Origin of the sequence: Mesorhizobium sp. M7A.F.Ca.CA.002.09.1.1 (assembly GCF_003998555.1) — a bacterium.
Classification (GTDB): Bacteria; Pseudomonadota; Alphaproteobacteria; order Rhizobiales; family Rhizobiaceae; genus Mesorhizobium; species Mesorhizobium ciceri.
Genome location: NZ_RZRR01000477.1, coordinates 1 through 4,267 on the forward strand (window position 1 = coordinate 1; position 4,267 = coordinate 4,267).

Consider the following 4,267-nt stretch of genomic DNA (forward strand, 5'->3'; position numbering starts at 1 on the left):
CGCACAGCCAGCCGCCGCGTTTCCTGATCATGGCGAGGAAGCTCATCTTCATGTACGGCTCGTCCAGCGCCTCCATGCCGCCGAAACGGTGCACGTCCTCGGTCGTCTCCGCGATCATCGTGTCGATGATGTCGTCGATGGTGACGATGCCGAGGATCTTGCCATGGTCGACGACCGGAACGGCGAGCAGATCGTATTTGGAGATCGTCTGCGCCAGCGTTTCGCGATCGGTCAGCGGGCCGACCGTCATCGGAAGATGATCCGGCGCCACCGTCATGATCGAATCGTCCGGCTCACCGGTGATCAGCCGGCGCAGGCCCGTCGAGCGCACAAGCAGGTGCGTTTGCGGATCGACGATATAGATCGCATAGACGGTCTCGCGCGTCCGCTCCACCTTGCGGATGTAGTCGAGCGTTTGCCCGACGCTCCAGTCCGAGGGCACGCTGACGAACTCCGTCGTCATGATCGATGCGGCACTGCCTTCGGGATAGCCGAGGATGGAGAGCAGCGTTGCGCGCAGCGGCGGCGCAAGTCCGCCAAGCAGCTCGGAACGCGCCGGCTCTTCCAGCTCGCGCAGGATGTCGGCTGCCCGGTCGACCGACATGGCGGTGAGCAGCTTGCCCGCCTTGGCGCGCGGCAGCGCCTCCATGCGTTCCGACGCGCCGTCGAGTTCCGGCTGATCGAAGATCTCGACCAGACGTTCGAACGTCACTTCACAGAGCAGTTCCGTCGCGGTCTCTCGAGGCTCCCTGTTCAGGGCCTCGACAATGTCGGCGACGTGATCGTTGGCTAGGATACGGGCAATCGCGACGGCCTCGTCGCTTGCCACCGTGGTAAATTCGTTCATGGCTCACTCCTTGCCGTCCGGCAGGACATGAACCATGTGAGGTCACGTCAGGGCGGACGGCTGTTGCGTTCGACTGTGACTGTCGCCAGGCATGGCGCGGTGACCTTTCCGCTTGCGGGTTCGCGTTTGATTGTCTGCAAGCGGGCGCAACATAGGAGCGCGCCTCGCCGTGTCAATCGCGGTGAGGAGGGAAAATGCCGACGAGCGGGCAAGATCGCGAGACTGTGATCACCGGCCGCCGTTCGACCAGGCAGACCGGGGTGGAATAACCGTTATTTCTGCTTCAGCCGGCGCGAGAAGCGCAGCCACTTGTCTTCGACCGGCCTTGGGACCGGCCTTGGCTGCACCAGAATGGTGGTGAGTTCGGCGGGCAGGGTCGGAACCAGCGGCTTCTTGGTGGCGACGCCGTCGGCGATCGCGACGATGCTGTGATAGAATTCGCTGCCCGTCATCGATCTCGGCGCCACCGCCTCGTGCATGACGGAGATCACCGTGACATCGGGGCAGTTGTCCTTGATGGCCTGGTGGAAGGCGACCTTGCCATCGGGGTCGAGCGCGCCGGTCGCCTCGTCGAGGAACAGCAATCCCGGCTGCTGCAGCACGATGCGGGCCACCACCAGCTTCTGTTTCTGGCCGCCCGACAGAACCTGGTCCCAGCTTTTGCCTTCGCGGCTTTCGTCGGCCATGTGCTCGATAAAGTCGCCGAGCCCCGCCTTGTGCAGCGCCGACGCCACCTGCGCATCGCCATGGTCGTGCTCGGAGCCGGGCAGGCAGACCAGTTGCTTCAGCGACACAGGCTGCAGCTTGACCTCCTGGGCGGCATAGAAACTCTTGACGCCCTCTGGGAAGACGATGGTGCCGCGGCCATAGGGCCACAGGCCGTTGATCGCCTTGATCAGCGAGGTCTTGCCGCAACCGGACTCGCCTTTCAGGAAAGTCCATTCGCCGCGCCGGAAGCGCAGATTGGCGGCGCTGAGAAAGGGCGTCGCGTCCTCGCCCTGATGCGCCAGTTCGAGCTTCTGGATGGTCAGGCCGAAAACCGGGTTCTGGCTGGCATAGTGGAAGTCGGAGCGGCCGGTCTGGCTGTAGAATTCCTGCGGATGCTGGACATTCTCGATCGCATTGGCCAGCTCGGTGACACGCTGGCTGTTGGCGCGCAACGTGGCGATGGCGGGCATGACGTGGATGAACCAGGAACACTGGCCGATCAGCGAATTGACCAGCTCGGAGCCGGTTATGTAGCCCTTGAGGTCGAGACCGTTGTGGATGAACGGCACCAGGCCCGGTCCGTAGGCGACAATGCGGGCACCGATGAAATTGTAGATCAGCTCGAACGACATGTAGACGGTGTTGACGATGTTCAGCCGCGTCCAGGTGCCGTCGATGTCGACATAAAGCCGGCCATGCATGGTCCTTTGCACGCCTTCGCCCTGAGACGCCGCGACATGGAAGGAGCGGCGCAGGAATGTCGTCAGCTCGCCGCGATAGCTGCCCTCGGCCTGCTGCATCCTGACATTGAGGCGCTCGAGCAGGCCGCCGAGCTTGACCGCGATCCAAGTGTTCAGCGGCACGTAGGTGGCGACGGCCAGGAAGGCGAGGATGGCGCTGCCATAGCTGCCGAGGAATTCCAGCCCCTTCACCTCGACGGAGTTTTCGAGCAGCTTCTGGCCGACGAAATAGAGCGATGTGGCAACGCCAAGCACGCCCATGGCGAGCCCGATGGCGCCACCGGTCATGTCCTTGATGGATTCCTGGACGCGCTGGTCGATATTGTCGGGGGCCGGTGCGCCGCTGCCGGTCGACGCGTGCTGGGCATGGAAATGCGTATGATTGCCGTCCAGCAGCGCTTCATTGAAGCGGCTGTCCAGCCAACCGCGCCATTTGCGGTGCAACGTCGCCGAGACAAGGTTGCGGATGCCGGTGAAGCCAGCGTCCTTGAGTACGACCAGCAGCACGAGGACGCCGGCATTGACCAAAAGCGAGCGAAGCGGCGTGGTGTTGGCGGCGTCATGGAAGAAGGCGATGGAATTGACCAGTTCGCCCGAGGCTTCGGCGAACCAGACACCGGCCTTGCTGGACAACGCCGTGAGCAGCGCGATCACCAGCGTCAGCGTCCAGGCTTCCTTCCAGCGGTCGGAAACCCAGTAGGCCCGCATCAGGCCCCAGAAGCTGCGCATCGACGACACCGGCGTCAGAAGCGATCGCCCTGCGGCATCGCGAGGTGTTTTTTCCGGTACTGACTCTTGCGATGGTCTACCGACCCGAATCACTATCCCGCCCAAACCTTTTTTCTTTTGTTACGGATGGTAACACCAATTGATCATTTTCCATTAATTTAAAACCGGGCCGACCGGATTGCCCCGGCAGCCGTTGCCGTGAGGCAACAGATTACATGCTGAAATATAGCGACAACAGTCGACAAAAATCCGGATATTGCTTTTAATTTCATGGGCTTGATATATCGAGGGCGTGGCGTTGGCACGGCTTCCCCTAGGGAAGGCTTTCACACGGTTTCGTGAACTCGAAATCGTATCGAGCGACCGGTTTTCTCACTGTGGACGGCTCAAAGAGCTCGAAAATCTGCGGCTCGTGACTCGCCAGGATTGCCGGGGTCGTCCCTGCCGGGGGCAGGAATTGACGAGAGAATCGATCGAGCGGCGCGTTCCGTCTTGTCGGATCGGCTGAGGGACTGCGTTTGACAATTCATCCGCCTGGGATTGAACCTTGCCCGGCATCGGCGACACTCATGCATGTCCGGTTCTTCAACAAGGAAGCTCCCAATGCTTGCACGCGCGGCCGCAATCCTGTCCCTCTTTGCCTTTGTACCTTTGGCGCATGCCGGCGAGCAAAGCATTCCGGCCAGCGCCGAGGGCCAGATCGAGTTCAACACGCCGTCCGGCAACATCGGCTGCATCTACACGCCCAAAGGCGGCACCGGCACCTATGAGCCGAGGGATGGCGGCCCGGAACTGAGCTGCTCGCGCGTCGAGCCGAGCTACCTTACGATTATCCTGGGTCCGAAGGGGCCAGCAACGCTGATCAAGAACCCAGGCGAGCAGGGCTGCTGCAGCGATGTCGATAAGCTTGGCTACGGCAACAGCTGGAGCGCCGGGCCGTTCTCGTGCCAGTCGTCAACCAAGGGACTGACCTGCACGGCCACGAACGGCCATGGATTTTTCATCAGCAAGGCCAAGGCGACGGCGAAGTAACGTCTGCCGCTGTCGCGGAGAGGAGAGGCCGGCCGGCCTCAGCCGGCCTTGTCCAGTTCGCCGCGCGCCTTGGCGGCCGCCACCTGGCGAATGGCATCGGCCAGCGTATCGGCATCCTGCGCGCCCATGACGGCGTATTTGTCCTCGAGCAGGAAGCACGGCACACCAGAAATGCCCATGCGCGACGCGGTGGCGATCTCGGTGCGCACCG

At 62.4% G+C, this 4,267-nt stretch carries 4 protein-coding genes; 1 reads left to right on the plus strand and 3 read right to left on the minus strand.

Going from position 1 to position 4,267, the window contains the following annotated elements; all coding sequences use genetic code 11:
* Both EN994_RS20075 and EN994_RS20080 read right to left on the minus strand, forming a co-directional pair.
* Nucleotides 1-847 (minus strand): CBS domain-containing protein (locus EN994_RS20075; protein ID WP_164746030.1); only part of this gene is annotated, 847 nt, incomplete at its 3' end.
* 272 nt (nucleotides 848-1,119) lie between these two features.
* Complete coding sequence (locus EN994_RS20080; protein ID WP_024503285.1) at nucleotides 1,120-3,024, minus strand: ABC transporter ATP-binding protein/permease; 1,905 nt, start codon at nucleotides 3,022-3,024, stop codon at nucleotides 1,120-1,122.
* Nucleotides 3,025-3,627: 603 nt separating this feature from the next.
* Between EN994_RS20080 and EN994_RS20085 the strand changes: the two genes are divergently transcribed.
* Nucleotides 3,628-4,056, plus strand: coding sequence for a hypothetical protein (locus EN994_RS20085; protein WP_024503284.1), 429 nt, complete (start codon nucleotides 3,628-3,630; stop codon nucleotides 4,054-4,056).
* 38 nt (nucleotides 4,057-4,094) lie between these two features.
* Here the strand turns inward: EN994_RS20085 and EN994_RS20090 are convergent.
* On the minus strand, nucleotides 4,095-4,267 hold a 173-nt coding region (locus EN994_RS20090), incomplete at its 5' end, for a DsbA family protein (protein ID WP_206530426.1).

Bases quoted from the DNA above. Each gene is read 5' to 3' on its own strand.
- EN994_RS20085 (WP_024503284.1), top strand. From the start codon at position 3,628: ATGCTTGCACGCGCGGCCGCAATCCTGTCCCTCTTTGCCTTTGTACCT.
- EN994_RS20080 (WP_024503285.1), bottom strand. From the start codon at position 3,024: ATGCGCAGCTTCTGGGGCCTGATGCGGGCCTACTGGGTTTCCGACCGC.